This is a genomic window from Serratia sp. 506_PEND (assembly GCF_001076875.1).
Lineage (GTDB): Bacteria > Pseudomonadota > Gammaproteobacteria > Enterobacterales > Enterobacteriaceae > Serratia > Serratia marcescens.
In genome coordinates, this window is the sequence record NZ_JVEL01000560.1 from 1 (window position 1) to 26,643 (window position 26,643).

At 53.4% G+C, this 26,643-nt stretch carries 45 protein-coding genes; 6 read left to right on the plus strand and 39 right to left on the minus strand.

All coding sequences use genetic code 11. The features are described 5' to 3' along the window. Positions 1-219 precede the first annotated feature (219 nt). Positions 220-762, plus strand: a complete 543-nt coding sequence (locus tag ADK28_RS24795; RefSeq protein WP_004929699.1) for a gamma carbonic anhydrase family protein — start codon at positions 220-222, stop codon at positions 760-762. A 40-nt stretch (positions 763-802) separates the two neighbouring features. Here the strand turns inward: ADK28_RS24795 and aroE are convergent, their stop codons facing one another. Genes aroE through dprA form a run of 5 tightly spaced genes read right to left on the minus strand, consistent with a single transcriptional unit; the run spans position 803 to position 4,347 of the window. After that, on the minus strand, positions 803-1,621 hold the full coding sequence (aroE, locus tag ADK28_RS24800) for a shikimate dehydrogenase (protein WP_048796940.1): 819 nt from the start codon (positions 1,619-1,621) through the stop codon (positions 803-805). An 11-nt stretch (positions 1,622-1,632) separates the two neighbouring features. Continuing rightward, a complete protein-coding gene (gene tsaC / locus ADK28_RS24805; RefSeq protein ID WP_048796941.1) occupies positions 1,633-2,202 on the minus strand; it encodes an L-threonylcarbamoyladenylate synthase type 1 TsaC in 570 nt (189 codons plus the stop codon). Positions 2,203-2,209: 7 nt separating this feature from the next. Continuing rightward, a complete protein-coding gene (locus tag ADK28_RS24810; protein ID WP_025304489.1) occupies positions 2,210-2,755 on the minus strand; it encodes a DNA topoisomerase family protein in 546 nt (181 codons plus the stop codon). A gap of 25 nt (positions 2,756-2,780) precedes the next feature. After that, a complete protein-coding gene (gene smg / locus ADK28_RS24815) occupies positions 2,781-3,254 on the minus strand; it encodes a DUF494 family protein Smg (RefSeq protein WP_025160381.1) in 474 nt (157 codons plus the stop codon). Then, on the minus strand, positions 3,226-4,347 hold the full coding sequence (gene dprA, locus ADK28_RS24820; RefSeq protein ID WP_048796942.1) for a DNA-protecting protein DprA: 1,122 nt from the start codon (positions 4,345-4,347) through the stop codon (positions 3,226-3,228). Before dprA ends, smg begins: the two co-directional genes overlap by 29 nt. Before the next feature lie 133 nt (positions 4,348-4,480). Between dprA and def the strand changes: the two genes are divergently transcribed. The 5 genes from def to mscL all read left to right on the plus strand — a co-directional run bounded on the left by def (position 4,481) and on the right by mscL (position 9,300). After that, positions 4,481-4,990 (plus strand): peptide deformylase, encoded by a 510-nt coding sequence (gene def / locus ADK28_RS24825; protein WP_028127622.1) that lies wholly within the window; start codon positions 4,481-4,483, stop codon positions 4,988-4,990. A gap of 17 nt (positions 4,991-5,007) precedes the next feature. Beyond that, a complete protein-coding gene (gene fmt / locus ADK28_RS24830) occupies positions 5,008-5,952 on the plus strand; it encodes a methionyl-tRNA formyltransferase (protein ID WP_028127621.1) in 945 nt (314 codons plus the stop codon). A gap of 72 nt (positions 5,953-6,024) precedes the next feature. Then, entirely contained in the window at positions 6,025-7,314 is a 1,290-nt protein-coding gene (gene rsmB / locus ADK28_RS24835; RefSeq protein WP_048796943.1) for a 16S rRNA (cytosine(967)-C(5))-methyltransferase RsmB, read from the plus strand. Between the two features lie 55 nt (positions 7,315-7,369). Then, positions 7,370-8,746, plus strand: coding sequence for a Trk system potassium transporter TrkA (gene trkA, locus ADK28_RS24840; protein WP_004929716.1), 1,377 nt, complete (start codon positions 7,370-7,372; stop codon positions 8,744-8,746). Positions 8,747-8,883: 137 nt separating this feature from the next. Next, complete coding sequence (gene mscL, locus ADK28_RS24845; RefSeq protein WP_025304493.1) at positions 8,884-9,300, plus strand: large-conductance mechanosensitive channel protein MscL; 417 nt, start codon at positions 8,884-8,886, stop codon at positions 9,298-9,300. A gap of 58 nt (positions 9,301-9,358) precedes the next feature. On the opposite strand, the gene ADK28_RS24850 is transcribed toward mscL, so the two are convergent. The 34 genes from ADK28_RS24850 to tuf form a co-directional block, all read right to left on the minus strand. Then, a complete protein-coding gene (locus tag ADK28_RS24850; protein ID WP_033639242.1) occupies positions 9,359-9,565 on the minus strand; it encodes an alternative ribosome-rescue factor A in 207 nt (68 codons plus the stop codon). A 75-nt stretch (positions 9,566-9,640) separates the two neighbouring features. Beyond that, positions 9,641-10,072 carry a Zn(2+)-responsive transcriptional regulator gene (gene zntR / locus ADK28_RS24855; protein ID WP_016930321.1) on the minus strand — a complete coding sequence of 144 codons (432 nt, stop codon included), beginning with the start codon at positions 10,070-10,072 and terminating at the stop codon, positions 9,641-9,643. Continuing rightward, on the minus strand, positions 10,072-10,446 hold the full coding sequence (locus ADK28_RS24860) for a DUF1992 domain-containing protein (protein ID WP_033639241.1): 375 nt from the start codon (positions 10,444-10,446) through the stop codon (positions 10,072-10,074). The genes zntR and ADK28_RS24860 overlap by 1 nt, the downstream gene beginning before the upstream one ends. Positions 10,447-10,594: 148 nt before the next feature. Further along, on the minus strand, positions 10,595-10,969 hold the full coding sequence (gene rplQ / locus ADK28_RS24865) for a 50S ribosomal protein L17 (RefSeq protein ID WP_048796944.1): 375 nt from the start codon (positions 10,967-10,969) through the stop codon (positions 10,595-10,597). A 40-nt stretch (positions 10,970-11,009) separates the two neighbouring features. Continuing rightward, positions 11,010-11,999, minus strand: coding sequence for a DNA-directed RNA polymerase subunit alpha (locus ADK28_RS24870; protein WP_002919219.1), 990 nt, complete (start codon positions 11,997-11,999; stop codon positions 11,010-11,012). 25 nt (positions 12,000-12,024) lie between these two features. Next, on the minus strand, positions 12,025-12,645 hold the full coding sequence (gene rpsD / locus ADK28_RS24875) for a 30S ribosomal protein S4 (protein WP_004929729.1): 621 nt from the start codon (positions 12,643-12,645) through the stop codon (positions 12,025-12,027). 30 nt (positions 12,646-12,675) lie between these two features. Then, entirely contained in the window at positions 12,676-13,065 is a 390-nt protein-coding gene (gene rpsK, locus ADK28_RS24880; RefSeq protein ID WP_004929731.1) for a 30S ribosomal protein S11, read from the minus strand. A gap of 16 nt (positions 13,066-13,081) precedes the next feature. Beyond that, the gene (gene rpsM, locus ADK28_RS24885) at positions 13,082-13,438 is read right to left on the minus strand and encodes a 30S ribosomal protein S13 (protein WP_004929734.1); all 357 of its coding nucleotides are present in this window, start codon (positions 13,436-13,438) and stop codon (positions 13,082-13,084) included. A gap of 148 nt (positions 13,439-13,586) precedes the next feature. Next, the gene (gene rpmJ / locus ADK28_RS30630) at positions 13,587-13,703 is read right to left on the minus strand and encodes a 50S ribosomal protein L36 (protein WP_002227352.1); all 117 of its coding nucleotides are present in this window, start codon (positions 13,701-13,703) and stop codon (positions 13,587-13,589) included. A gap of 33 nt (positions 13,704-13,736) precedes the next feature. Then, the gene (gene secY, locus ADK28_RS24890) at positions 13,737-15,068 is read right to left on the minus strand and encodes a preprotein translocase subunit SecY (protein WP_004929740.1); all 1,332 of its coding nucleotides are present in this window, start codon (positions 15,066-15,068) and stop codon (positions 13,737-13,739) included. Between the two features lie 7 nt (positions 15,069-15,075). Continuing rightward, entirely contained in the window at positions 15,076-15,510 is a 435-nt protein-coding gene (gene rplO, locus ADK28_RS24895) for a 50S ribosomal protein L15 (protein WP_004929742.1), read from the minus strand. A gap of 3 nt (positions 15,511-15,513) precedes the next feature. Beyond that, positions 15,514-15,693: a 50S ribosomal protein L30 gene (gene rpmD / locus ADK28_RS30635; protein ID WP_048232028.1), complete on the minus strand. Its 180-nt coding sequence runs from the start codon at positions 15,691-15,693 to the stop codon at positions 15,514-15,516. Positions 15,694-15,699: 6 nt separating this feature from the next. After that, on the minus strand, positions 15,700-16,200 hold the full coding sequence (rpsE, locus tag ADK28_RS24900) for a 30S ribosomal protein S5 (RefSeq protein WP_004929747.1): 501 nt from the start codon (positions 16,198-16,200) through the stop codon (positions 15,700-15,702). A 14-nt stretch (positions 16,201-16,214) separates the two neighbouring features. Continuing rightward, a complete protein-coding gene (rplR, locus tag ADK28_RS24905; RefSeq protein WP_004929748.1) occupies positions 16,215-16,568 on the minus strand; it encodes a 50S ribosomal protein L18 in 354 nt (117 codons plus the stop codon). A gap of 9 nt (positions 16,569-16,577) precedes the next feature. Further along, positions 16,578-17,111: a 50S ribosomal protein L6 gene (gene rplF / locus ADK28_RS24910; protein WP_004929751.1), complete on the minus strand. Its 534-nt coding sequence runs from the start codon at positions 17,109-17,111 to the stop codon at positions 16,578-16,580. 14 nt (positions 17,112-17,125) lie between these two features. Then, on the minus strand, positions 17,126-17,518 hold the full coding sequence (rpsH, locus tag ADK28_RS24915) for a 30S ribosomal protein S8 (protein ID WP_004929753.1): 393 nt from the start codon (positions 17,516-17,518) through the stop codon (positions 17,126-17,128). Between the two features lie 30 nt (positions 17,519-17,548). Beyond that, positions 17,549-17,854 (minus strand): 30S ribosomal protein S14, encoded by a 306-nt coding sequence (gene rpsN, locus ADK28_RS30640; protein ID WP_004929754.1) that lies wholly within the window; start codon positions 17,852-17,854, stop codon positions 17,549-17,551. 13 nt (positions 17,855-17,867) lie between these two features. After that, positions 17,868-18,407, minus strand: a complete 540-nt coding sequence (rplE, locus tag ADK28_RS24920; protein WP_004929756.1) for a 50S ribosomal protein L5 — start codon at positions 18,405-18,407, stop codon at positions 17,868-17,870. Positions 18,408-18,421: 14 nt separating this feature from the next. Beyond that, positions 18,422-18,736 carry a 50S ribosomal protein L24 gene (gene rplX / locus ADK28_RS24925; protein ID WP_004929758.1) on the minus strand — a complete coding sequence of 105 codons (315 nt, stop codon included), beginning with the start codon at positions 18,734-18,736 and terminating at the stop codon, positions 18,422-18,424. Positions 18,737-18,745: 9 nt separating this feature from the next. Further along, on the minus strand, positions 18,746-19,117 hold the full coding sequence (gene rplN, locus ADK28_RS24930; RefSeq protein WP_000613954.1) for a 50S ribosomal protein L14: 372 nt from the start codon (positions 19,115-19,117) through the stop codon (positions 18,746-18,748). A gap of 172 nt (positions 19,118-19,289) precedes the next feature. Then, positions 19,290-19,544, minus strand: coding sequence for a 30S ribosomal protein S17 (gene rpsQ, locus ADK28_RS24935; RefSeq protein WP_004929760.1), 255 nt, complete (start codon positions 19,542-19,544; stop codon positions 19,290-19,292). After that, positions 19,545-19,736: a 50S ribosomal protein L29 gene (gene rpmC / locus ADK28_RS24940; protein WP_004929762.1), complete on the minus strand. Its 192-nt coding sequence runs from the start codon at positions 19,734-19,736 to the stop codon at positions 19,545-19,547. Further along, positions 19,736-20,146, minus strand: a complete 411-nt coding sequence (gene rplP / locus ADK28_RS24945) for a 50S ribosomal protein L16 (RefSeq protein ID WP_004929764.1) — start codon at positions 20,144-20,146, stop codon at positions 19,736-19,738. Before rplP ends, rpmC begins: the two co-directional genes overlap by 1 nt. A gap of 12 nt (positions 20,147-20,158) precedes the next feature. Next, positions 20,159-20,857 carry a 30S ribosomal protein S3 gene (gene rpsC, locus ADK28_RS24950; RefSeq protein ID WP_004929766.1) on the minus strand — a complete coding sequence of 233 codons (699 nt, stop codon included), beginning with the start codon at positions 20,855-20,857 and terminating at the stop codon, positions 20,159-20,161. Between the two features lie 17 nt (positions 20,858-20,874). Beyond that, positions 20,875-21,207, minus strand: coding sequence for a 50S ribosomal protein L22 (rplV, locus tag ADK28_RS24955; RefSeq protein WP_002223844.1), 333 nt, complete (start codon positions 21,205-21,207; stop codon positions 20,875-20,877). Positions 21,208-21,221: 14 nt separating this feature from the next. Beyond that, positions 21,222-21,500, minus strand: a complete 279-nt coding sequence (gene rpsS / locus ADK28_RS24960) for a 30S ribosomal protein S19 (protein WP_004929772.1) — start codon at positions 21,498-21,500, stop codon at positions 21,222-21,224. A 14-nt stretch (positions 21,501-21,514) separates the two neighbouring features. Continuing rightward, positions 21,515-22,339: a 50S ribosomal protein L2 gene (gene rplB, locus ADK28_RS30645; protein WP_004929775.1), complete on the minus strand. Its 825-nt coding sequence runs from the start codon at positions 22,337-22,339 to the stop codon at positions 21,515-21,517. Positions 22,340-22,357: 18 nt separating this feature from the next. Continuing rightward, positions 22,358-22,660, minus strand: a complete 303-nt coding sequence (gene rplW / locus ADK28_RS24970; RefSeq protein ID WP_004951179.1) for a 50S ribosomal protein L23 — start codon at positions 22,658-22,660, stop codon at positions 22,358-22,360. Continuing rightward, positions 22,657-23,262, minus strand: coding sequence for a 50S ribosomal protein L4 (gene rplD / locus ADK28_RS24975; protein WP_004929779.1), 606 nt, complete (start codon positions 23,260-23,262; stop codon positions 22,657-22,659). The genes rplW and rplD overlap by 4 nt, the downstream gene beginning before the upstream one ends. A gap of 10 nt (positions 23,263-23,272) precedes the next feature. Beyond that, on the minus strand, positions 23,273-23,902 hold the full coding sequence (gene rplC, locus ADK28_RS24980; protein WP_015379265.1) for a 50S ribosomal protein L3: 630 nt from the start codon (positions 23,900-23,902) through the stop codon (positions 23,273-23,275). Positions 23,903-23,934: 32 nt separating this feature from the next. Continuing rightward, positions 23,935-24,246 (minus strand): 30S ribosomal protein S10, encoded by a 312-nt coding sequence (gene rpsJ / locus ADK28_RS24985; protein WP_001181005.1) that lies wholly within the window; start codon positions 24,244-24,246, stop codon positions 23,935-23,937. A 378-nt stretch (positions 24,247-24,624) separates the two neighbouring features. Beyond that, on the minus strand, positions 24,625-25,104 hold the full coding sequence (gene bfr, locus ADK28_RS24990) for a bacterioferritin (protein ID WP_004929784.1): 480 nt from the start codon (positions 25,102-25,104) through the stop codon (positions 24,625-24,627). A gap of 73 nt (positions 25,105-25,177) precedes the next feature. Then, positions 25,178-25,372, minus strand: a complete 195-nt coding sequence (bfd, locus tag ADK28_RS30650; protein WP_015379266.1) for a bacterioferritin-associated ferredoxin — start codon at positions 25,370-25,372, stop codon at positions 25,178-25,180. Positions 25,373-25,503: 131 nt separating this feature from the next. Beyond that, positions 25,504-26,643 (minus strand): elongation factor Tu (gene tuf / locus ADK28_RS24995; protein WP_048795941.1); only part of this gene is annotated, 1,140 nt, incomplete at its 5' end.

Consider the following 26,643-nt stretch of genomic DNA (forward strand, 5'->3'; position numbering starts at 1 on the left):
CTTGCGCCGTGTCGATGGAGGCGCATTATAGGGATCCGAGTTTTTTGCACAACCCCTTTTTTGATCTTTTCTTTCCGTTTGCACACTTTTCAGCCCTTCCGGGTGGATCTTGTGCGATCAGGGCCATTTTCCGCAGGATCCTGCGCGGCGACTGGTTGTAATTCCATCGCCAGGGTCTAGTATTGCCGGTAAATATGATCCCGACGTGAGGCAAGCACCATGTCTGATGCAGTACGTTCTTATCTTCAATACACACCCAAACTCGGTCAACGCGTCTTGATCGATCCTTCCAGCGTGGTGATCGGTGATGTCGATCTGGCGGATGACGTCAGCATCTGGCCGTTGGTCGCCATTCGCGGTGACGTCAATGCGGTAAAGATCGGCGCGCGCAGCAATATTCAGGACGGCAGCGTGCTGCATGTGACTCATCGCTCCGAACATAATCCCGACGGTTATCCCCTGCTTATTGGAGAAGACGTGACCGTTGGCCATAAAGCGATGCTGCACGGCTGCGCCATCGGCAACCGGGTGCTGGTCGGTATGGGATCGATCCTGTTGGACGGCGTAGTCGTAGAAGACGATGTGATGATTGGCGCCGGCAGTTTGGTAGCGCCGGGCAAACGCCTGGCCAGCGGCTATCTTTATATGGGTAGCCCAGCACGCCAGGTTCGGCCTTTGACCGCCGCCGAGTTGGAGGGATTGCTTTATTCTTCTAACAACTATGTACGCTGGAAAGATGAATACCTGTCGGAAGACATCTGACGGGCTCCCCGTTCCCTATTAAGAGAACGGGGTAGGGGATTTATGCCGCCAGTTCGCTGCGCAGCTGGCGTAATACCGGTTCGATCTCTGGCATCACTCCGTGCCAAAGCAGGAAAGCATGCGCCGCCTGCCCCACCAACATGCCCAGCCCATCGGCATATTCCGTTACCCCTTGCTGCTGCGCCCAGGCTAGGAACGGCGTGACGCCCTGCTGATAGAACATGTCATAGCAACGGGTTTGCGCGTTGACTACGCCCGTAGGCAACGCCGGGATCTCTCCACTGATGCCGGACGCCGTCGCATTGATCACCAGATCAAAAGCTTGTTGACCCAATTGATCCATCGGCACCGCCGAGATCTCCCCCAGATGCCGGAAAGCGTCGGCCAACTCTTGGGCCCGGCTGAAGGTGCGGTTGGTGATCGTGAGCCGGCAGCCGAAAGACAGCAGCGGCAGGATCACGCCGCGCGCCGCGCCGCCGGCGCCCACCAGCAGAATGCGATCCTGCGGCCGGATCAATTGCTGACGCTGCAGATCGGTCAGCAAACCGATGCCGTCGGTGTTATCCCCCAATAGGCCACCATTCGGCAACACCTTCAGGGTATTGACCGCCCCGGCCATCGCTGCACGCTCGCTCAGCTCAGAAGCGGCCGAATAAGCTCGCTCCTTGAAAGGCACCGTGACGTTCGCCCCCTGCCCTCCGGCGCGGATAAATTCCTGCAGGCTGATTTCAAAACCGTCCAGCGGCGCCAGCACTGTTCCATAAGGATGCTCTATGTCAGTCTGGGCTGCGAACAGCGCATGAATTCGCGGCGACTTGCTGTGGCCGATAGGGTTGCCAAATACCGCAAACTTCTCCATGCCCATTTCCTCTAGCCCTGACGGATCTGTTCGCCGGTCAGAGCATCTCTGATTTCGGAAGGATTAAGACGGCCGCCCACCTCGCCGGCCAATACCGGGAAAGCCTCGCCAAATTGCCGTGTGACCTCATCCGCGCTGCGGCACGGTTCCAGCCCACTGAGATTGGCGCTGGTCGACACCAGCGGCTTGCCGTACTGCCGGCACAGCAACTGCACCAACGGATGATCGCTGACGCGCACCGCCAGTGAACTGAAACGCCCGGTCAACAAACACGGCGTCTCCGGGCGAGCAGGCAACACCCAGGTTACCGGCCCAGGCCAGCTGGCGAACATCGTCGCGCGCTGCTGTTCGCTGAGCGTACTGTCGTCAATATAAGGCTTAAGCTGCGCATAGTCGGCGGCGATCAGAATCAGCCCCTTTTCCCACGGCCGCTGTTTCAACGCCAGCAGCGCATTGACCGCCTGTTCGCTGTCGGGATCGCAACCCAGGCCGAATACCGCTTCGGTGGGATAGGCAATCACCTGCTGTTGATGCAAAGCATCGATGATAGATAAAAGGTTCGGGCTTAATTCTGAATTCATGATGTGATTATTCTGTAGTCGCAACGGGTTTTCCGCACAGCTTGCTGGCACAGCACAGGACGGGGCCTTTTGCCGTGCGCTTTTCCATCAGCAGCGGATAATGGCAATAGGCGCATTCACCGGCGACGGGTTTAACGTTGAGAGCGAACTGGCATTCCGGGTAACGATCGCAGGAGTGGAAAACCTTGCCGTAACGCGACTTGCGCTGCAACAGTTTGCCTTGGCCGCACTGTGGACAGGTAATGGCGGTTTCATCAGGCTTATCGATCACTTCAGTGTGATCGCACTGCGGATAATCGCTGCAGCCGATAAACATGCCATAGCGCCCCTGGCGCAGCACCAACGTCGCCTGACACTTCGGGCACGGTTGCCCATCCAACACTTTGACGATATGCCCATCGGCCTGCGCTTTCAGCGGGCGAATATATTGGCATTCAGGATACTGGGAACAGCCGAGGAAGGGGCCGTGGCGACCGCTACGGATCACCAGCTCGGCCCCGCATTCCGGACAGGGTTCATTTTGCCTGGCGGCAAAAATCGCGTTTTTTGTCATAACGTCTTCTATGCGCGTTATCGGCTCAATGCAGATAACCTTCGTTCACTTCAAACAACAGTTCTTCCATTTGCTGATAGGCGCTTTCATATCCGGGGATATTAAACAGCACCATCAACACGACCCATTTCAGATCTTCGAGATCGAATTCCGCATTATCCAAAGCCATAACGCGGTCGATAACCATTTCACGGGTTTCGAGGTTCAATACCTGAATCTGTTCCAGGAACAGGAGAAAACCACGGCAGCCGGCGTCCAAACGCGCACCTTCCTCTTCGGTATAGATCCGCATTGCCAGCGGATCGGCATCCATAAAGTAAGGGGCATTTTGACCTTCTTGCAGGTCAGCCAACTTCTCAAGCCAATTCAACGCGTTGTAGATATCATCCCGATGAAACCCCGCCTGAGCGAGATCATCGGTCAGTTGATCCTGATCGACGCGCATCTCTGGTTCATTGTGGATATAAGTTTCAAACAAGTACATGAGTACGTCGAACATGGCTTGCCCTCCTTATTCGGACATAGCCGCCGGGTACAGCTGCGATCCACCCTGCTAACTCCAGTTCGAGTAACTTGATTACCACCACTGGCACAGGTTGGCCGGCACGTTCAGCGACGACGTCAACAGGTGTCACCTCATCTCCTACGTTAGCCAACACATCGGCAAATGGCAATTCAACTTCAGCCTGCGACGCACAAATAGTTGTATTTTCGTTCAGTGGCAACCATTGGAGGCCGCTTCCCAGCAATTCGGCGATATCTTTCGGCCCGGTGACCAGATGCGCACCCTGCTGGATTAACCAATGCGTACCCTCACTCATCGGGTTCCCTAACGGCCCCGGCAAGGCGAATACCTCACGCCCCTGCTCCAGCGCATAGCGAGCTGTCACCAAGGTACCGCTGCGCAACGAGGCTTCTATGACCAGAACGCCCTGGCTGAGCCCGCTGATAATACGGTTACGGCGAGGAAAATGGTCGGCCAGAGGCAAGTCGGTGACTAAATGATCTGAAATCACCGCACCGCCCTGCTCGACTATCTGCTCCGCGAGCCGGCGGTGCCGGCGCGGATAGATATTGCCCAGCCCGCTGCCCAACACCGCAATCGTGCAGCCACCGGCCGCCAGCGCCGCACGATGGCAAATGCCGTCGATGCCGATAGCCAGACCGCTGGTGATGGTGAAGCCGCAACGCGCCAATTCCTCGGCGAAATGGTGAGCCCAGCGCTCGCCGTAGTGGCTGAACTGCCGGCTGCCCACCATGGCGAGCTGCGGGTGCGACAACGCCTGAGGATCGCCCTCGATCAGCAAAAATAGCGGCGCATCGTCGATCTGGGCCAGGCGTTCGGGATAACCGGCCGCCCCATAGTTCAGCATACGGTGCGCCGGCAGCTCCAACCAACGCAGGCTGGCCGACAGATAACCGGGATCCAACTGGTTGAACTGCGTCTGCTGCCGTTCGTTCAATCCCAGCTCATGCAGCACGCGGCGAGGCTCGCAACCCATTTGCGATAGCTGCTGCACGATCCGGCTGGCCACGACGGTCTGTAGCCCCGTTACCCCTCGCATCCGTAAAGCGATCTCTTCCGGCCGCATCGTCTGTTCCCTCAGCAAAAACGGTGGTATTACCAATCTGAGCAATTGGTGCACAATGCTGTCAATCAGGTCGGGAAATGTCTAGAATAGAGGTTAAACCTCGTTCATTACTCGGATACAGATCTAAAGATATATGTCAGTCTTGCAGGTATTACATTTCCCAGACGAGCGTCTGCGCAAAGTCGCAGCGCCGGTAAAAGAAGTCAATGCAGATATCCAGCGCATCGTGGATGATATGTTTGAAACCATGTACGCAGAGGAAGGCATTGGCCTGGCTGCGACTCAGGTGGATATCCATCAGCGCATTATCGTGATCGACGTCTCCGAGAATCGCGATCAGCGCCTGGTGTTGATCAACCCGGAGCTGCTGGAAAAAAGCGGTGAAACCGGCATCGAGGAAGGCTGTCTTTCCATTCCCGAGCAGCGTGCGTTAGTGCCGCGCGCCGCGCAGGTAAAGATCCGCGCGCTGGATCGCGACGGCAAACCTTTCGAGCTGGAAGCGGACGACCTGTTGGCGATCTGCATCCAGCACGAGATGGATCACCTGATGGGCAAACTGTTCGTCGATTACCTGTCGCCGCTCAAGCGTCAGCGCATTCGTCAGAAACTGGAAAAAATGGCCAAGCTTCAAGCCCGCGCCTAACCGATCAGGAAATCAACGTGTCTGACTCTTTACGGATTATTTTCGCCGGAACACCAGACTTCGCAGCGCGTCATCTTGACGCGCTGTTGTCATCTGAGCACCAGATTGTCGGCGTTTTTACCCAGCCCGACCGCCCGGCGGGCCGCGGCAACAAGCTGACGCCAAGCCCGGTCAAAGTGCTGGCCGAGCAGCACCAACTGCCGGTATTTCAGCCCAAATCGCTGCGTCCCGAAGAGAACCAGCGCCTGGTGGCCGATCTCAACGCCGACGTGATGGTGGTAGTGGCCTACGGGCTGATCCTGCCGCAGGCGGTGCTGGATATGCCGCGTCTCGGTTGCATCAACGTACATGGCTCGCTGCTGCCTCGCTGGCGCGGCGCGGCGCCGATCCAGCGTTCGCTCTGGGCAGGTGACAGCGAAACCGGCGTGACCATCATGCAGATGGACGTCGGTCTCGATACCGGTGACATGATGCACAAGATTGCTTGCCCGATTGAGAGCAGCGATACCAGCGCCAGTCTCTACGACAAGCTGGCCCAGCTCGGCCCGCAGGGCATGTTGACTACGCTGCGCCAAATGGCAGACGGCAGCGCCACCCGCGAAGTTCAGGACGAAGCGCTGGTCACCTACGCCGAGAAACTGAGCAAAGAAGAAGCCCGCCTGGACTGGACACTGTCCGCCGCCCAGTTGGAGCGCTGCATCCGCGCCTTCAACCCTTGGCCGGTCAGCTACTTCACCATCGACGATCAACCGGTGAAAGTGTGGCAGGCCAGCGTACTGGCGCAAAGCGCCAACGCGGAGCCAGGCACCGTTGTCCATGCCGACAAGCACGGTATCCAGGTGGCGACTGCCGACGGTATCCTCAACCTGATCCAACTGCAGCCCGCCGGCAAGAAACCGATGTCGGCGCAAGACCTTTTAAATTCACGTCGTGAATGGTTTACCCCGGGTAACCGGCTGTAAGTCGCTCCACTGCCCGGCCGTTCATCGCCGGGCCGTTATTTTCTTAATGCCGATCGTTATCAGCTTCAGCCTATGAAAAATAATTACAATCTCCGCAGCATCGCTGCCAAAGCCATCGGCCAGGTGCTGGATCAGGGGCAGTCGCTCAGCACTGTCCTGCCGGCGCTGCAAACCTCCATCAGCGATAAAGATCGCGGATTGCTGCAGGAGCTGTGTTTCGGCACGTTGCGCGTGCTGCCGCAGCTCGAATGGTGCATTCAGCAATTGATGGCCAAGCCGCTGACCGGTAAGCAGCGTACGCTGCACTACTTGCTGATGGTCGGCTTGTATCAGTTGCTGTATACCCGCATCCCGGCGCACGCCGTGTTGGCGGAAACCGTGGAAGGCGCGGTGGCGCTGAAACGGCCGCAGTTAAAAGGCCTGATTAACGGCGTCTTGCGGCAATTCCAGCGCCAGCAGGAAGAGCTGCTGCAGCGCGCCTCTAACAATGACAGCCGCTATCTGCACCCGAGCTGGTTGCTGAAACGCATTCAACAAGCTTATCCCGCCAACTGGGAACAGATCGTCGACGCCAATAACCAGAAACCGCCGATGTGGCTGCGCGTCAACCGCCTGCATCACACCCGTGACGCTTATCTGCAGCTGCTGAGCGACGCCGGCATCGCTGCGGAAACTCATTCAGACTATGCCGATGCGGTGCGTTTGCTGGCGCCTTGCGCCGTGACCGATCTGCCAGGGTTCGCCGAAGGCTGGGTCACCGTGCAAGATGCCTCAGCCCAGGGGTGTGTCGATCTATTGGATCCGCAAGACGGCGAACAGATCCTCGACCTGTGCGCCGCACCCGGCGGCAAAACCACGCATATTCTGGAAGCAGCGCCGAAAGCGCACGTCATGGCGGTCGATATCGACGAACAGCGCCTGGCGCGAGTCAAAGAGAACCTGCAGCGTCTGCGTTTGCACGCAGAGGTTAAATTGGGCGATGGCCGCACTCCGCAGCAGTGGTGCGGGGACAAACAGTTCGATCGTATCCTGCTGGACGCGCCTTGTTCCGCCACCGGCGTGATCCGCCGTCACCCCGACATCAAATGGCTGCGCCGCGATCGCGACATCGCCGAACTCGCCGCACTGCAGGAAGAAATTCTGGAAGCCGTCTGGCCGCATCTAAAATCAGGCGGCGTGATGGTTTACGCCACCTGCTCTATCCTGCCGGATGAAAACAGCAGCCAGATCGCCGCGTTCTTGCAACGCCACACCGATGCCAAGCTGGTTGAAACCGGCGATGCGCAGCGGCCAGGGCGACAGAATATCCCGCATCCCGAGGACGGCGATGGCTTCTTTTACGCTAAGCTGATTAAAATGTAATGCTTCAGGGCGTGCGTGCGCGCCCTAAGTCTTTCAGTGTGAAGCAGAGAACACGATGAAAATAATTATTCTTGGTGCCGGTCAGGTTGGCGGGACGCTGGCGGAAAACCTGGTGGGTGAAAACAACGATATCACCGTCGTCGATACCGATTCCGGCCGCTTGCGCCAACTACAGGATAAATTCGATTTGCGGGTGGTTCAGGGACATGGTTCCCACCCTCGGGTGCTGCGCGAAGCCGGCGCAGAAGACGCCGACATGCTGGTCGCCGTCACCAACTCCGACGAAACCAACATGATCGCCTGCCAGATCGCCTATTCTCTGTTTAACACCCCCAACCGTATCGCCCGTATCCGCGCGCCGGAATATATCCGCGAGTCGGAAAAACTGTTCCTGCCGGAAGCGGTGCCAATCGACCATCTGATTTCGCCGGAGCAGCTGGTCATCGACTATATCTACAAGCTGATTGAATACCCTGGCGCCCTGCAGGTGGTTAACTTCGCCGAAGGCAAGGTCAGCATCGCCGCGGTTAAAGCCTATTACGGCGGCCCGCTGGTCGGCAATGCGCTCTCTTCAATGCGCGAGCACATGCCGCATATCGACACCCGCGTCGCCGCTATTTTCCGCCAGGATCGGCCGATCCGTCCGCAAGGCTCGACCATTATCGAAGCCGGTGATGAAGTATTCTTCGTCGCCGCCTCACAGCACATCCGCGCGGTGATGAGCGAACTGCAGCGGCTGGAAAAACCGTATAAGCGCATCATGATCGTCGGCGGCGGCAACGTCGGCGCCGGCCTGGCCGCCAAACTGGAAAAAGACTACAACGTCAAACTGATCGAGCGGAATCAGCAACGCGCCGCCGAACTCGCCGAGCAGCTGCACGATACCATCGTGTTCTACGGCGATGCCTCCGATCAGGAACTGCTGGCCGAAGAGCACGTCGAGCAGGTGGATGTTTTCATCGCCATCACCAACGACGATGAGGCCAACATCATGTCCGCCATGCTGGCTAAACGCATGGGCGCCAAGAAGGTAATGGTGTTGATCCAGCGCCGCGCCTATGTCGACCTGGTGCAGGGCAGCGTGATTGATATCGCCATTTCGCCGCAGCAGGCGACCATCTCCGCCCTGTTGGGGCACGTGCGCAAAGCGGATATCGTCAGCGTTTCGTCGCTGCGCCGCGGCGTGGCGGAAGCGATCGAGGCGATTGCACACGGCGATGAAAGCACATCCAAAGTGGTCGGCCGCATCGTCGAAGATATCAAGTTGCCACCGGGGACGACCATCGGTGCGATCGTGCGTGGCGACGACGTGATCATTGCCAACGGCAACAGCAAAATCGAACAGGGCGATCACGTCATCATGTTTATTACCGACAAGAAATTCGTGCCTGACGTTGAACGCTTGTTCCAACCGAGCCCGTTCTTCTTGTAGAACGAATTTATTTGGCTATGGTCTATAATCGCGTGGTTGTTCTCTGCCTTGGGAGGAGATAAAACTTCTCTCCTTTTGTGGCAAAGGGAAATTGCTTTGTTAAACTTGAGTTATTAATTCTGCAAGGGGTGCGTTCTATGAGTATGTTGAAAGAGTTTCGCGAATTTGCCATGCGTGGCAACGTGGTCGATCTGGCCGTCGGTGTGATTATCGGTGCCGCATTCGGCAAGATTGTTTCGTCCTTCGTGGCTGATATCATCATGCCACCACTGGGCTTACTGATCGGTGGCGTCGACTTTAAACAGTTCCATCTGGTGTTACGCGAAGCTCAGGGCGCCGTACCGGCGGTGGTAATGAACTACGGTTCATTCATCCAAACCGTATTCGACTTCGTGATTGTCGCCTTCGCCATCTTCCTGGCGATTAAATTGATGAACAAAATGCGCCGCAAACAGGAAGAAGCGCCCGCAGCGCCGCCGGCACCTACCGCAGAAGAGAAACTGCTGACGGAAATCCGTGATTTGCTGAGCCAGCAACAGCAGCCAAAACTGTAAGACAGCGTTTGGTTATGCCAATAAAAAGCCACCTGATGAAGGTGGCTTTTTTAATGCCTTAAAACCAGAAGGCCAGTGGTAAATTATCGCTTGATAGTTTACCACTGGCCTCCCAGTTACCGCCTTTGTTGTGTTTTTCTTTACGCCGATAGCTGCCTTTGCCTTTCACATTCTTTTCTACCCGCTGACGGAATAGCGGATCATGCAGCAGCGCCTCAATGGCGTTATCTTGAATCTGACCTTTGGTGTGACGATATTTCGTCATGATAATGCTCCTGTAAAAGGTAGGGTAATAAAACGAGCCGATAATACTGCCGGCAATATAAAAATTAAAGTGCCGTCAGCAACCTTTTTTGCCTTTATCATCGCTGGCACCCTGTTCCAAGGCTTCCAGAATAGAACAATAGTTGCTGGTATGGGCAGTGCCGCAGCAGGCGTCGCTCAAGCGTTTCAACGATTCGCGCATGCGAGTCAGCTCCGCCAACTTGCTTTCCACTTCGCTCAGGCGAGCATCGACGATCGACTTCGACTCCTGGCAGGTATGATGTTCAGGATCAACCCGGATCGACAGCAGTTCGGCGATCGTTTCCAGAGTAAAGCCCAACTGTTTGGCATAGCGAATAAAACGCAGCCGCTGCAGATCCTGCTCGGTGTAGAGTCGATAACCGCCCTCTGTGCGGACATTGTGATCCATCATGCCCTGCTTTTCATAGTAACGCACGGTATCCGGCGTCACTTCGGCAAGCTTGGCCAACTGACCTATCTTGAACATTACTTCTCCTCCCGAGTGAATTTACCGTCCAGCGCGCGCTGATATTCGCCATGCAAGAAATCGGTGCTCATCCCAGCCTGACGCAACCGATGTTCCAGCAGTGCCATGCGCTTGCTGAGATCGACATAGTCCGGATGCTCACTATTGATCCCTTGCAGTAAGTGAGCAACGGTCAACGCCTCTTTGCGATCTTCCAGCGCCGGCGGCAGGTAACCGGCATTTTTCAGCAGGCGGTAACCGGCGCGCAGCTCAGCAGGCACCGCGCTGTCATCGTCCAGCGCCAGCGGTTGGCCCTGGCCGGGCAGATTGTCGAACTCGCCTTTATCCTGGGCATCAAGGATATGACGTTCTGCCCATTGGTCGAGCAACCCCATAACAGACAGTCTCAGTGAGCCTATTGAATGAGTCTTAGCATAACGGATAGGGGCGAGGATCTTAAGCACGGCGGGGAAATTGAGCACATTTGGCGGGATTTGGACGTAAAAAAACCGGGCAAGCCCGGTTTTTTTACGCGTCTACAGATTACTCTGCAGTTGCTACTTCTGCTTGAGACTCAGCACGATCAACCAGCTCGATGTATGCCATCGGCGCGTTGTCGCCTGCGCGGAAGCCACACTTCAGAATGCGAGTGTAACCACCGGCACGGCTCNGCTCGTTAAACAGTTTTGCCACGATCTCGTTATCACGAGTACGGGCGAATGCCAGACGACGATTAGCTACGCTGTCGGTCTTGGCAAGAGTAATCAGCGGCTCAACAACGCGACGCAGCTCTTTTGCTTTTGGCAGGGTCGTCTTGATGATCTCATGACGAACCAAAGAGCCGGCCATGTTACGGAACATAGCCTGGCGATGGCTGCTGTTACGGTTCAGTTGACGACCACTCTTACGATGGCGCATGACCTTATCCTTCTCAGTAAAACCTTAACCTGTGATCCGGTTACTCGTCAGCAATGCTTGCCGGCGGCCAGTTTTCCAGGCGCATGCCCAGAGACAGACCACGTGAGGCCAGCACGTCTTTAATCTCGGTAAGAGATTTTTTACCCAGGTTTGGCGTTTTCAGCAACTCAACCTCGGTACGCTGTACCAGATCACCGATGTAGTGGATAGCTTCTGCCTTGAGGCAGTTAGCAGAGCGGACAGTCAATTCCAGATCGTCAACAGGGCGCAGCAAGATCGGATCGAATTCCGGTTTCTCTTCTTTAACTTCCGGCTGACGCACATCACGCAGGTCAACGAAAGCTTCAAGTTGTTCAGCCAGAATGGTGGCCGCACGGCGGATCGCCTCTTCAGGATCGATCGTGCCATTGGTCTCCATTTCGATGACCAGCTTATCCAAGTCAGTACGCTGTTCTACACGCGCAGCTTCAACATTGTAGGCGATACGCTCTACAGGGCTGTAGCAGGCGTCAACCAACAGACGACCGATTGGGCGCTCATCTTCTTCCGAATGAATTCGGGCAGAAGCCGGCACATAACCGCGACCGCGCTGAACTTTGATACGCATGCTGATAGCCGCGTTCTCATCAGTCAGGTGGCAAATCACGTGCTGAGGCTTGACGATTTCGACATCACCATCATGGGTGATGTCGGCAGCGGTCACAGGGCCAATGCCAGATTTATTCAGGGTAAGAATAACTTCGTCTTTGCCTTGAACTCTCACCGCCAGCCCTTTCAGGTTGAGCAGGATCTCCAGGATATCTTCCTGTACGCCTTCTTTGGTGCTGTACTCATGCAGTACACCATCAATCTCAACCTCGGTCACCGCGCAACCCGGCATAGATGAAAGCAGAATACGGCGCAGTGCGTTGCCAAGAGTATGGCCAAAGCCACGCTCTAAAGGCTCAAGGGTCACCTTGGCGTGCGTCGAACTGACTTGCTCGATATCTACCAGGCGCGGTTTTAGAAACTCTGTCACAGAACCCTGCATTGTGTCCTCTCTTTGGTACTAAGCTTTACTTGGAGTAAAGCTCGACGATCAGGTGTTCGTTAATGTCCGCAGACAGATCGGTACGTTCAGGCATACGCTTGAACACGCCTTCCATCTTAGCAGCATCAACTTCCAGCCAAGTCGGCTTTTCACGCTGCTCAGCCAGCTCCAGAGAAGCTTTAACACGAGACTGCTTTTTAGCTTTCTCGCGGATGCTGACTACGTCATTCGGAGATACCTGATAAGAAGCGATGTTAACAACGCGACCGTTTACCATAACTGCTTTGTGGCTAACCAGCTGACGTGACTCTGCACGAGTAGCGCCGAAGCCCATACGGTAAACAACGTTGTCCAGACGACCTTCCAGCAGCTGCAACAGGTTCTCACCGGTGTTGCCCTTCAGGCGGGTTGCTTCTTTGTAATAGTTGCGGAATTGACGCTCCAGAATGCCGTACATACGACGAACTTTCTGCTTCTCACGCAACTGAACACCGTAATCAGACAGACGCGGTTTACGCGCACCGTGCTGACCAGGTGCTTGTTCAATTTTACACTTGGAATCGATCGCGCGAACGCCAGACTTAAGGAACAGGTCTGTGCCCTCACGACGGCTCAGCTTGAGCTTAGGACCCAAATATCTTGCCATTTTCTTTCTCCAACAATCCTAAAAGCTGCGTTACACGCGGCGCTTTTTCGGCGGACGACAACCGTTATGAGGGATCGGAGTCACATCAGTAATGTTAGTGATGCGGAAACCAGCCGCGTTCAGAGCGCGGATAGTAGACTCACGACCAGGACCAGGTCCTTTAACCATAACTTCCAGGTTCTTGATACCGTATTCTTTCACTGCGTCAGCACAACGTTCTGCTGCAACCTGTGCTGCGAACGGAGTGGACTTACGAGAACCACGGAAACCGGAACCACCGGCTGTTGCCCAACCCAAAGCATTACCCTGACGATCAGTGATGGTAACGATGGTGTTGTTGAAAGAAGCATGGATATGAGCCACGCCGTCAGAGACTTGCTTTCTTACACGCTTACGTGTACGAACAGGTGCCTTTGCCATTATTCAATAACCCCGATTATTTCTTGATCGGCTTGCGCGGACCCTTACGGGTACGAGCGTTGGTCTTGGTGCGCTGACCGCGTACCGGCAGACCACGACGATGACGCAAACCACGATAGCAACCAAGGTCCATAAGACGCTTGATGCTCAGGGTAATTTCACGACGCAAATCACCCTCAACGGTGTATTTGGCAACTGCATCACGAAGCTTTTCGATTTGCTCTTCAGACAGCTCACTGATCTTAACATTTTCAGCAATACCCGTGGATGCACAGATAGCCTGTGAACGGGTTTTACCGATACCGAAGATCGACGTTAAGGCGATAACGGTATGTTTATGATCAGGAATGTTAATGCCTGCTATACGGGCCACTATGCACTCCTACTATTTTATACAGCAACACCATTCTGAAAAGCCCGTTTTCAGGATACTCAAATAATGTTGCAGTGCGACATACAAAAGATTGGCTGGCTAATCTAGCCAGCTCAACCCAACTTTGCAAGAAAAATATGCGAGATAATCAGCCTTGACGCTGTTTATGCTTCGGCTCGGCGCTGCAAATCACACGAACGACACCGTTACGCTTAACGATTTTGCAGTTACGACATAATTTCTTGACGGAAGCACGAACTTTCATTTTTACTCTCCGTAACTTCTCAAACGAATCTGACTAGCGGTTATAGCCTTTCAGATTTGCTTTCTTCAATGCAGACTCGTACTGACTTGACATCATCAGAGTTTGCACTTGAGCCATAAAGTCCATGATGACGACAACCACGATCAGTAGCGAGGTACCACCAAAGTAGAATGGTACTTTCATTGCATCACGCATGAACTCCGGGATCAGGCAGATGAAAGTAATGTACATCGCGCCCACCAGGGTTAAACGCGTCATTACTTTATCGATATACTTCGCCGTTTGCTCTCCCGGACGAATTCCTGGTACGAAGGCACCGGACTTCTTCAGGTTATCTGCTGTCTCACGCGGGTTGAAGACCAACGCCGTGTAGAAGAAACAGAAGAAGATGATTGCAGACGCATAGAGTAACACATAAAGCGGTTGCCCTGGCTGCAAATACAGCGAAATCGTAGTCAGCCAGTTCCAACCGGTACCGCCCCCAAACCATGATGCAATCGTGGCCGGGAACAGAATAATGCTGGAAGCGAAAATCGCCGGGATAACACCCGCCATGTTCACTTTCAACGGTAAGTGTGTACTCTGTGCTGCATAAACACGACGACCTTGTTGACGCTTCGCATAGTTAACGACGATACGACGTTGACCACGCTCGATGAAAACAACGAAGAAGGTTACTGCAAACACCAATACTGCAACCAACAGCAGCAGGAGGAAGTGCAGGTCGCCTTGCCGCGCTTGCTCGATAGTATGGGCCACTGCCGGCGGGAGCCCCGCTACAATACCCGCGAAGATAATGATCGAGATACCGTTGCCGATACCGCGCTCAGTAATCTGCTCACCCAGCCACATCAGGAACATTGTCCCGGTTACCAGGCTCACAACCGCAGTAAAGTAGAATGCAAAGCCTGGGTTTAACACCAGGCCCTGCATACCAGGCATATTCGGCAGACCGGTAGCAATACCGATCGACTGGAATATGGCCAATACCAGCGTACCGTAGCGGGTGTACTGGCTAATCTTGCGACGGCCAGCCTCCCCTTCTTTCTTGATTTCCGCCAACGCTGGATGAACCACCGTCAGCAGCTGGATAATGATCGACGCCGAGATATACGGCATGATCCCCAGAGCAAAGATAGAAGCACGGCTGAGGGCACCACCAGAGAACATGTTAAACATTTCAATGATAGTGCCTCTCTGCTGCTCAAGCAATTTGGCAAGCACAGTGGCATCGATACCAGGAATCGGAATGAAAGAGCCGATGCGGAAGACAATCAGCGCGCCGATGACAAACAAAAGTCTGCGCTTCAGCTCGCCGAGCCCGCCTTTAGCACTTTGAAAATCTAATCCTGGTTGCTTAGCCATCTGCTACTTATTCCTCAATTTTACCGCCAGCAGCCTCGATAGCAGCACGAGCGCCTTTGGTGACACGCAGACCACGCAGGGTTACCGGACGAGCGACTTCGCCAGAAAGTACAACTTTCGCGAATTCGATCTGGACACCAACTACGTTAGCGGCTTTCAGCGCGTTCAGGTCGATAACATCGCCTTCAACCAGAGCCAGTTCAGACAGACGAACTTCTGCCGTGATCATCGCTTTGCGTGAAGTGAAGCCGAATTTCGGCAGACGACGGTACAGAGGCATCTGACCACCTTCGAAACCACGACGTACGCCACCGCCAGAACGAGACTTCTGACCTTTGTGACCACGGCCGCCGGTTTTACCCAGGCCAGAACCAATACCACGACCTACACGCTTAGGCGCATGCTTGGCACCTTCAGCCGGAGACAGAGTATTTAAACGCATCTGTTACTCCTCAACTTTAACCATGTAGGAAACCAGGTTGACCATACCGCGAACAGCAGGAGTATCCTCGCGCTCTACGGTGTGACCAATACGACGCAGACCCAGACCGAGCAGAGTAGCTTTATGCTTCGGCAGACGGCCAATTGAGCTGCGAGTTTGTGTAACTTTAATAGTCTTAGCCATGGTCAATTACCCCAGAATGTCGGCAACGGATTTACCACGCTTAGCAGCGACCATTTCAGGAGACTTCATATTCGCCAGAGCGTCGATAGTTGCACGAACCACGTTGATCGGGTTGGTGGAACCATAAGCTTTAGCCAATACGTTGTGCACCCCAGCAACTTCGAGAACGGCGCGCATTGCACCGCCCGCGATGATACCGGTACCTTCATGAGCAGGCTGCATGAACACGCGAGAACCCGTGTGAGCGCCCTTAACAGGGTGCTGCAGGGTGCCGCTGTTCAGCGCGACGTTCATCATGTTGCGACGGGCTTTTTCCATCGCTTTCTGGATCGCTGCTGGAACTTCGCGTGCTTTGCCGTAGCCAAAACCAACGCGACCGTTACCATCACCAACTACAGTCAGTGCGGTAAAGCTGAAAATACGGCCACCTTTTACGGTTTTAGATACGCGGTTTACCGCGATCAGCTTTTCCTGCAGTTCGCCAGCTTGTTTTTCGATGTGAGCCATCTTAAACCTCTTCCTTAGAACTGAAGGCCAGCTTCACGGGCAGCATCTGCCAGTGCCTGGACTCGACCATGATATTGGAAACCGGAACGGTCAAAGGATACTTTCGCAATCCCTTTTTCCAACGCGCGCTCAGCCAGAGCTTTACCTACGGCTGCTGCTGCGTCTTTGTTACCGGAATACTTCAGTTGCTCCGCGATAGCTTTTTCTAAAGTAGAAGCGGCTACCAGTACTTCAGAACCGTTTGGAGCAATCACCTGTGCGTAAATGTGACGCGGGGTACGATGTACCACCAGGCGGGTTGCACCCAGCTCTTGGAGCTTGCGGCGTGCGCGGGTCGCACGACGGATACGAGCAGATTTCTTATCCATAGTGTTACCTTACTTCTTCTTAGCCTCTTTGGTACGCACGACTTCGTCGGCGTAACGAACACCCTTGCCTTTGTAAGGCTCAGGACGACGGTAAGCGCGCAGATCTGCTGCTACCTGGCCAATTACCTGCTTATCAGCGCCTTTCAGCACGATTTCAGTTTGGCTTGGGCATTCAGCAGTGATACCTGCCGGCAGCTGGTGATCGATAGGGTGAGAGAAGCCCAGGGCCAAATTCACCACGTTGCCTTTAACGGCAGCACGATAACCAACACCTACCAGTTGAAGCTTCTTGGTGAAGCCTTCGGTAACACCAACAACCATTGCGTTCAGCAGAGCGCGCGTGGTACCCGCTTGGGCCCATGCGTTAGCAAAACCTTCGCGCGGAGCGAAAGTCAGTGCGTTAGCTTCTTGCTTCACTTCAACGGCGTCGTGGATAGTACGAGTCAACTCGCCGTTTTTACCCTTAATCGAAATAACCTGACCGTTGAGTTTTACCTCTACGCCGGCAGGAATGACGACGGGTGCTTTTGCAACACGAGACATTCTTTCCTCCCGAATTAAGCTACGTAGCAGATAATCTCGCCACCCAGACCAGCCTGGCGAGCTGCACGATCGGTCATAACACCTTTAGAGGTAGAAACAACAGCGATACCCAAACCGGCCATAACTTTTGGCAGCTCATCTTTTTTCTTGTAGATGCGCAGACCTGGACGGCTGATACGTTGAATGCTTTCTACCACAGCTTTGCCCTGGAAGTACTTCAGTACCAGTTCCAGAACAGGCTTGGCGTCGCCTTCGATTTTGAAATCTTCAATAAAACCTTCTTCCTTCAGCACGTTGGCAATTGCCACTTTCAGCTTGGAGGAAGGCATGGTGACCGCAACTTTGTTCGCGGCTTGACCGTTACGGATACGGGTCAGCATATCCGCGATCGGATCTTGCATGCTCATCTGTCTTTACTCCCGTGATTCAATTGGTAATTACCAGCTAGCCTTTTTCAAGCCTGGTACTTCACCGCGCATAGCGGCTTCACGAAGCTTAATACGGCTCAACCCGAATTTGCCCACATAACCATGTGGACGGCCAGTTTGGCGGCAGCGTTTACGCTGACGAGACGGGCTGGAATCACGCGGCAGAGTTTGCAGCTTGAGAACGGCATTCCAACGATCTTCATCGGATGCGTTCACATCAGAGATAATAGCTTTCAGTTCAGCGCGTTTTGCAAAGAACTTGTCAGCTAATTTCACGCGCTTGACTTCGCGTGCTTTCATTGATTGCTTAGCCATCAGTAACCCTGCCTTACTTGCGGAACGGGAAGTTAAAAGCAGCCAGCAGCGCGCGGCCTTCATCATCAGATTTCGCAGTAGTGGTAATGGTAATATCCAAACCACGAACGCGATCGACTTTGTCGTAGTCGATTTCTGGGAAGATGATTTGCTCACGCACGCCCATGCTGTAGTTGCCACGGCCATCGAATGACTTGGCGGACAGGCCACGGAAGTCACGGATACGTGGAACAGCAATGGAGATCAGACGCTCAAAGAACTCCCACATGCGTTCGCCACGCAGAGTTACTTTACAGCCGATCGGATAGCCCTGACGGATTTTGAAGCCTGCAACAGATTTGCGGGCTTTGGTGATCAACGGTTTTTGACCGGAGATGGCTGCCAGGTCCGCTGCGGCGTTATCCAGCAGTTTCTTGTCAGCAATCGCTTCACCAACACCCATGTTCAGGGTGATCTTCTCGACCCGAGGGACTTGCATGACAGAGTTGTAATCAAACTGAGACATCAGTTGTTTGACTACCTCGTCTTTGTAGTAATCATGCAGTTTCGCCATCGTATTACTCCAAATTACTTGATAGTTTCGCTGTTAGACTTGAAGAAACGGACTTTTTTGCCGTCTTCGAATCTAAAGCCTACACGGTCAGCCTTGCCGGTAGCCGCGTTGAAGATAGCAATGTTAGAAACCTGAATTGCAGCTTCTTTTTCAACAATGCCGCCTGGTTGGTTCAGAGCCGGAACCGGCTTCTGGTGTTTCTTAACCAGGTTGATGCCTTCAACAATGACCTTGCCAGCAGACAGGACATTTTTTACTTTACCGCGCTTACCTTTGTCTTTCCCGGTAATCACGATAACTTCGTCATCACGACGGATCTTCGCTGCCATGTTCGCTCCTTAGAGTACTTCTGGTGCCAGAGAGATAATTTTCATGAACTTCTCATTACGCAGTTCACGAGTTACCGGCCCAAAAATACGCGTACCGATTGGCTGCTCGCTGTTATTGTTCAAAATAACGCATGCATTGCCATCGAAGCGAATGACAGAACCGTCCGGGCGACGTACACCCTTCTTGGTGCGCACCACTACCGCCTTCAGAACATCGCCTTTCTTCACCTTACCGCGAGGAATTGCTTCCTTGATGGTAATTTTGATGATGTCGCCGACGCCTGCGTAGCGACGGTGCGAGCCACCTAGAACCTTGATACACATTACGCGACGTGCACCGGAGTTGTCGGCGACGTTCAGCATAGTCTGTTCTTGGATCATTTTAGTGCTCCGCTAATGTCAACTACTACTTTAAAGACCCAAGTAAAAATTAGGCCGTTGAAAAGCCCCATAACCGAGGGCGCAGCATTATAACACCGCTTACTTGGTATGGGTAGAAAAAATAAACGGCTCATTTTCTGAGCCGTTTATTAAGTGAGAGCCAGCTACTCTATTACAGAATCGCTTTCTCTACAACGCGAACCAACGTCCAGGACTTGGTCTTGGACAGTGGGCGGCATTCGCGGATTTCCACCACGTCGCCGGTACCACATTCGTTGTTCTCGTCATGTACGTGCAGCTTGGTCGTACGTTTGATGAATTTCCCGTAGATCGGGTGCTTCACAGTACGCTCGATAGCAACAACGATGGATTTCTCCATTTTATCGCTAACAACACGACCCTGCAGGGTACGGATAACTTCAGTCATTTACACACCCGCCTTTTGAGTCAGTAAAGTCTTAACGCGTGCGACGTCACGACGCACTTGTTTCAACAGGTGAGTTTGTTGCAGCTGGCCACTGGCCGCCTGCATGCGCAAGTTGAATTGCTCACGCAGCAGGTTGAGCAGCTCGGCATTCAGCTCTTCAACGCTTTTTTCACGCAGCTCTTGTGCTTTCATTACATCACCGTCTTAGTTACAAAGGTGGTTTTGATCGGCAGTTTCGCTGCTGCCAGTTTGAATGCCTCGCGGGCAACCTCTTCTGGCACGCCGTCCATTTCGTACAGGACCTTACCAGGCTGGATCAGGGCAACCCAATACTCCACGTTACCCTTACCTTTACCCATACGCACTTCCAGCGGCTTCTCGGTGATCGGTTTGTCCGGGAATACACGGATCCAGATCTTGCCTTGACGCTTAACTGCACGAGTCATTGCACGACGAGCTGCTTCGATTTGACGAGCAGTCAGACGGCCACGGCCAACAGCTTTCAGACCGAAAGTGCCGAAGCTAACATCCGTACCTTGCGCCAGACCACGGTTGCGGCCCTTGTGCACCTTACGGAATTTTGTACGCTTTGGTTGTAACATCAGCGACTCTCCTTACTTGCGGCCTTTACGCTGCTGCTTTTTAGGTTGAGCAGCCGGTTCCGGTTGTTCAACTGCAGCCATACCACCCAGGATCTCACCTTTGAAGATCCATACCTTAACGCCGATTACACCATAAGTGGTGTGCGCTTCAGATGTGTTGTAGTCGATGTCCGCACGCAGAGTGTGCAATGGAACACGACCTTCGCGGTACCATTCGGTACGTGCGATTTCGGCGCCGCCAAGACGGCCGCTTACTTCAACTTTGATACCTTTAGCGCCAAGACGCATTGCGTTCTGTACTGCACGCTTCATAGCACGACGGAACATAACGCGACGTTCCAGCTGAGAAGTGATGCTGTCAGCAACCAATTTAGCGTCGAGTTCCGGTTTACGGACTTCGGCGATGTTGATCTGTGCAGGAACGCCAGCGATGTCCGCTACGACCTTGCGCAGTTTTTCGACGTCTTCACCTTTCTTGCCGATAACGATGCCTGGGCGAGCAGTGTGAATGGTCACACGGATGCTCTTCGCAGGACGCTCGATAACGATGCGAGAAACGGAAGCTTTCGACAGTTCCTTAGTCAGGAATTGACGAACTTTAAAGTCGCTGTCCAGGTTGTCAGCGAATTCTTTGGTATTCGCATACCAAGTAGAGTTCCAAGGTTTGACAATACCCAGGCGAATACCATTAGGATGTACTTTCTGACCCATTGCTAGTCTCCAGAGTCTCAGCGATCGGACACAACCACAGTAATGTGGCTGGTGCGCTTCAGGATGCGATCTGCACGACCTTTTGCACGCGGCATAATGCGCTTCATGCTTGGGCCTTCGTCTACGAAGATTTTCGTAACTTTCAGATCATCGATGTCAGCGCCATCGTTGTGTTCTGCGTTAGCAATGGCAGACTCCAGCACTTTCTTAACCAGACCAGCAGCTTTCTTGTTGGTGTAGGTCAGAGTTTCCAGAGCTTGCGACACTTTCTTACCGCGAATCAGGTCAGCAACAAGGCGAACCTTCTGAGCAGAAGAACGAGCGTGGCGATGTTTAGCGATAGTTTCCATCTCTTCCTCCTACCTTAGCGCTTTTTAGCTTTTTTATCAGCCGCATGGCCGCGATAAGTACGAGTCGGCGCGAATTCACCCAGTTTGTGACCGACCATTTCATCGGAAACGAACACTGGTACGTGCTGACGACCATTATGGACAGCGATGGTCAAACCGATCATGTTAGGAAAGATCGTTGAACGACGGGACCAAGTGCGCAAAGGCTTCTTGTCACCGCTTTCCACCGCTTTCTCTACCTTCTTCAGCAAGTGCAGGTCAATAAAAGGACCTTTCTTGAGAGAACGTGGCATGGCTTATCCTCTAATTATTTTTTGCTACGGCGACGTACGATGAACTTATCAGTACGCTTGTTGCTACGGGTCTTCTTACCTTTGGTCTGAACGCCCCACGGAGTTACCGGGTGCTTACCAAAGTTACGACCTTCACCACCACCGTGCGGGTGATCTACCGGGTTCATCGCCGTACCGCGAACGGTAGGACGAACACCACGCCAACGTGCAGCACCTGCTTTACCCAGAACGCGAAGCATGTGTTCAGCGTTACCGACTTCACCCAGGGTGGCGCGGCAATCAGCTGGAACTTTACGCATTTCGCCGGAGCGCAGACGCAGAGTTACGTAGGAACCATCACGAGCAACGATCTGAACGTAGGCACCAGCGGAGCGAGCCATCTGGCCGCCTTTACCTGGTTTCATTTCTACGTTGTGAACCGTTGAACCAACTGGAATGTTGCGCATCGGCAGGGTGTTACCCGCTTTGATTGCAGCATCAACGCCAGATTGAATCTGGTCACCAGCTTTCAGGCCTTTCGGCGCCAGGATGTAACGGCGTTCGCCGTCTTTGTACAGAACCAGCGCGATGTTCGCGGAACGGTTCGGATCGTACTCCAGACGCTCAACCACAGCAGGGATACCGTCTTTGTTGCGCTTGAAGTCAACCAGACGATAATGTTGCTTGTGGCCACCACCGATATGACGGGTGGTGATACGGCCATTGTTGTTACGACCACCGCTTTTGCTCAGTTTTTCCAGCAGCGGGGCATAAGGTTTACCCTTGTGCAGCTCAGGGTTAACCACTTTAACAACGTGGCGACGACCCGGAGATGTAGGTTTACATTTAACAATTGCCATTGTTCTTACTCCTCCGACTTACTCTGCGCCGCCGATGAAGTCCAGATTCTGGCCTTCTTTCAGGGTGACGTAAGCTTTTTTCCAGTCGCTACGACGACCAACACGCTGACCGTGACGCTTCACTTTCCCTTTAACTACCAGGGTGTTCACGTCTTCGACTTCGACTTCAAACAGTTTCTGCACTGCAGCTTTGATTTCTGCTTTGGTCGCGTCTTTGGCAACTTTGAGAACGATGGTGTTGCTTTTTTCCATCGCAGCGGATGCTTTTTCAGATACGTGCGGTGCACGCAGCACTTTCAGCAAACGTTCTTCACGGATCATGCCAGCATCTCCTCAACTTGCTTCACAGCATCAGCAGTCATAACCACTTTGTCGAAGGCGATCAGGCTAACCGGATCGATACCTGCTACATCGCGCACGTCAACCTTGTACAGGTTGCGAGCTGCCAGGAACAGATTCTCATCCAGTTCACCGGTCACGATCAGCACGTCTTCCAGAGCCATATCTTTCAGTTTCTGTGCCAGCAGCTTAGTTTTAGGCGCTTCTACAGAGAACTTCTCGACAACGATCAGACGATCTTGACGTACCAGTTCGGACAGGATGCTTTTCAGCGCGCCGCGGTACATCTTTTTGTTTACTTTCTGACTGTGGTCCTGTGGCTTAGCAGCAAAGGTCACGCCGCCTGAACGCCAGATCGGGCTCTTTACAGAACCTGAACGCGCACGGCCGGTGCCTTTCTGACGCCATGGCTTTTTGCCGGAACCAGTTACTTCAGCACGGGTCTTCTGAGCACGAGTACCTTGACGGGCACCTGCTGCATAAGCAACAACAACCTGGTGTACCAGCGCTTCGTTGAAATCACGACCGAAGGTAGTTTCGGAAACAGTCAGCGCGCTTTGCGCGTCTTTCAATACTAATTCCATTGCTATCCCCTTACGCCTTCACAGCTGGTTTAACGATCAGGTTGCCACCGGTTGCGCCCGGTACAGCACCCTTAACCAGCAGCAGGTTGCGCTCAGCGTCAACACGTACTACGTCCAGGCTTTGAACGGTTACGCGCTCATCACCCAGGTGGCCAGCCATTTTCTTGCCTTTGAACACTTTGCCCGGAGTCTGGTTCTGACCGATAGAACCCGGAACGCGGTGAGACAAGGAGTTACCGTGGGTAGCGTCTTGGGTACGGAAGTTCCAGCGCTTAACAGTGCCAGCAAAACCTTTACCTTTAGAAGTACCGGTAACATCGACTTTTTTAACGTCAGCGAAGATTTCTACGCTAATTTCCTGACCTGCAGCGAATTCTTGACCTTCTTCCAGGCGGAATTCCCACAGACCACGGCCAGCTTCAACGCCAGCTTTAGCGAAATGGCCCGCTTCCGGCTTGGTTACACGGTTAGCTTTTTTGCTACCAGTGGTAACCTGAACGGCACGGTAACCGTCGGTGTCCAGGCTTTTAACCTGAGTCACGCGGTTCGCTTCAATTTCAATTACGGTTACTGGGATAGAAACGCCATCTTCAGTGAAGATACGGGTCATACCCACTTTTTTACCGACTAAACCAATCATTGTTTCAACCTCTCAATCGCTCAATGACCTGATTAACCCAGGCTGATCTGCACGTCTACACCGGCAGCCAGATCCAGACGCATCAGAGCATCAACGGTTTTCTCGGTTGGCTCAACGATGTCAACCAGACGCTTGTGAGTGCGAATCTCGTACTGATCGCGCGCGTCTTTGTTGACGTGCGGAGAGATCAGAACGGTAAAGCGCTCTTTGCGAGTTGGCAGCGGGATCGGACCACGGACTTGCGCACCAGTGCGCTTTGCAGTCTCGACGATTTCCGCGGTTGATTGATCGATCAGACGATGATCAAACGCTTTCAGGCGGATACGGATTCTTTGGTTCTGCATGAGACCAGAGCTCCAATTATTTATAAACGTAAATAATTACTCCTCACACCCATTTCGATTGATGGGGGAGTGTAATCGTCAACATATAACCCCCATATCGGGAGTATTGTTCGAAAGGCAAAAAAGGCCTGCCAATCGACTGATTCGCTAAAATCAGGCTTACCAAGATTAGGTAAGCCCGCGCATTATACGCAAAATGGCCCAGGAAGCAAGCCGCAGTTGGAAATATGCTCAGGAAATCGTCATTTTTGCGCTTTCAGCGACGGTCACGGGATGAAGGCGGCGATCAAGGTATGAATTATGCTTGGCGGGCAGCTCCCCTGCCCCACCGTAAAAACGGTCGCCGGCAGGAGAGGCGATGACGAACGGAAGGCAGGCTTACTCTTTGCGCTCTAAAATCTGGGCCTGGGCATAGTTTTGAATGCCGAGGCGAGCGATCAGATCCAGCTCGGTTTCCAGCCAGTCGATATGCTCTTCTTCATCGGCCAGAATGTCGATCATCAAATCACGGCTGACATAATCGTGAATCGAGTCGGCGTAGGCGATACCCTCGCGCAGGTTCTTGGCGCCCGCCAATTCCAGCGCCAGATCGGAACGCAGCATCTCTTCAATGTCTTCGCCGATGTTCAACTTGCCGAGGTCTTGCAGATTAGGTATTCCTTCCAGGAACAGGATGCGTTCAATGTAGCGATCGGCATGTTTCATTTCGTCGATCGACTCGTGATATTCCTTATCGTTGAGGCGCATTAAACCCCAATTCTTGAACATGCGGGCGTGCAGGAAATATTGATTGATGGCAACCAGCTCGTTGCCGAGCAGTTTGTTGAGGTGAGCAATGATCTTTTTATCGCCTTTCATAGGTAACTCCTCCTGGCCAGTTCTAAAAGTGTAGAACCTGTAAGCCAAGAGTCAAAAATAACCTTACCCTTTGTTAGGCAACTTCATGCATTGGGATGATAGTTCCGCGTTCCTCCACCATAATCTGTCTTGCCTGACGAATGCACTTTCCACAATCGGTACCAATCGGCACAAGTTCACGCAGTTGCTTCATGGTATGGGGATTGTGCTGACGCACCGCATTACGGATCGCTTTGTCAGTCACCGCATTACACAGACATACATACATAGAGAGACTCACTTCTTAACCAATGCATTGAGTCTAAATAGGAATGGTTTTTATTTCAATTAAGATTTGTACAAATTGCATAAAAAAAGGGCACCTAAGTGCCCTTTTTTGTGTCGAAAAATTATTCGCGATTAAGCGATAACTTTAGCAACAACACCAGCGCCTACAGTACGGCCGCCTTCACGGATTGCGAAACGCAGACCGTCGTCCATCGCGATTGGGTGAATCAGGGTTACAACCATGTTCACGTTGTCGCCTGGCATTACCATCTCTACGCCTTCTGGCAGTTCGATGGTACCGGTCACGTCAGTGGTACGGAAGTAGAACTGTGGACGGTAGCCTTTGAAGAATGGCGTGTGACGACCACCTTCATCTTTGCTCAGGATGTACACTTCAGATTCGAACTGGGTGTGCGGCTTGATGGAGCCTGGCTTAGCCAGTACCTGACCACGTTCGATTTCTTCACGTTTGATACCACGCAGCAGAACACCTACGTTCTCACCAGCACGGCCTTCGTCCAGCAGTTTGCGGAACATTTCAACGCCAGTACAGGTAGACTTAACGGTGTCTTTGATACCAACGATTTCAACTTCTTCGCCAACTTTGATGATACCGCGCTCAACACGACCGGTAACAACGGTACCACGACCGGAGATGGAGAATACGTCTTCGATTGGCAGCAGGAACGGCTTGTCGATAGCACGCTCTGGCTCTGGGATGTAGCTGTCCAGGGCTTCGGCCAGTTCGATGATTTTCGCTTCCCACTCAGCTTCGCCTTCCAGCGCTTTCAGCGCGGAACCGCGGATTACCGGCAGGTCGTCGCCAGGGAAGTCGTAAGCGGACAGCAGTTCGCGAACTTCCATTTCTACCAGTTCCAGCAGCTCTTCATCATCAACCATGTCGCATTTGTTCATGAATACGATGATGAAAGGAACGCCAACCTGACGACCCAGCAGGATGTGCTCACGAGTCTGAGGCATTGGGCCGTCAGTCGCAGCTACTACCAGGATCGCGCCGTCCATCTGAGCAGCACCGGTGATCATGTTTTTCACGTAGTCGGCGTGCCCTGGGCAGTCAACGTGCGCGTAGTGGCGAGTCGGGGTGTCATACTCAACGTGAGAGGTGTTGATGGTGATACCACGAGCTTTTTCTTCTGGCGCGTTATCGATCTGGTCGAAAGCACGTGCAGAACCGCCGTAGGTTTTAGCCAGTACGGTAGTGATCGCTGCAGTCAGGGTAGTTTTACCGTGGTCAACGTGGCCGATAGTACC